This window comes from Acinetobacter sp. 228, assembly GCF_048147885.1.
In genome coordinates, this window is the sequence record NZ_JAYWYV010000592.1 from 1 (window position 1) to 1,038 (window position 1,038).

Below are 1,038 nucleotides of genomic sequence, written 5' to 3' on the forward strand. Positions count from 1 at the left end.
CATCATTTATTGGGCGAACAAAAAGACATTCCTTTTAACTTTATGTTTATTGGTGTGGCAGACCCAGTTGTGTTTGCAAATGCAGTCAAGCAAGGCAAACCTGTGCCTTATATTCCACATAGTCCAAACTACATTGTTGACTTAAAAGCTTTACCAGTGGGAGCCAAAGTCACTACAGTTTCGATGCTAGAACTACTTACTAAAAAATAAGTTACTCATAAAAAAAAGATGCACTTACATGCATCTTTTTTGTCTAAGTTTTTAAAAGTTAAGAGCAAGCCAGATATTTTTCTCGATAATGGATAGGTGATAAATCGGTCCAGCGGCGAAATGCGCGGGTAAAACTACTGACATCAGTAAAGCCAAGAATATAAGCAATCTCAGTAATATTGTGGCTTGAATTTTTAATATACGATAAGGCGAGTTCGTGCCGAGTCTGATCCAGTAACTCACTATAAGAGGTGTTTTCGGCAGAAAGTTTGCGTTGCAGACTCCGTATGCTTAAGCCCAGACTTTTCGCAACATCTTGTTGTTGAAAATCACCTGTAGATAATTTTTCGATTAATTTTACTTTCACTCGTGCCAATATATTTTCTTTATCGAACCGCGCCAGATAACGATTAATAATTTCATCATATTCTTGGGTGAGAGTCGGATTTGCACCTTCTAGTGGTTGTTCTATGGTTGCCGTGTCAAACACAATCATGTCTTTGGGTGCATTAAACACAATCGGGGCTTTTAAAATACTCTGAAAAGTTTCTAGATCTTCTGGCTCTGAGCGTCTAAGTTCAATGCGTAAGGGTGAAAAAACAGAGCCTTGTAAGGCACGACTTGAGCGAATAAAAACGGAAATAAATGCATCTATTGACTCGGGCTGAACTTCGTCGGGAACATTAATCACGAAATAATGATTATTTCCTTGCCCATAAAACTCTAGCTCTGGAATATCCGTAACCACATGAAAATAACGAATAATTCTTAGAAACATCTCTTTTAGGGTGGTGCTGGTAATCAGTGAATGCCCTAACACATGAAAAG

Annotated in this window: 1 protein-coding gene and 1 pseudogene; one reads left to right on the forward strand and one right to left on the reverse strand. The window is 38.2% G+C overall.

What is annotated here, in order from left to right:
* A pseudogene (locus VXQ92_RS21080) lies at positions 1-210 on the forward strand (hypothetical protein); the annotation flags it as partial.
* A 58-nt stretch (positions 211-268) separates the two neighbouring features.
* Here VXQ92_RS21080 and VXQ92_RS21085 read toward each other — a convergent pair.
* The coding region (locus VXQ92_RS21085) for a helix-turn-helix domain-containing protein (RefSeq protein ID WP_416683079.1) at positions 269-1,038 on the reverse strand (770 nt) is incomplete at its 5' end.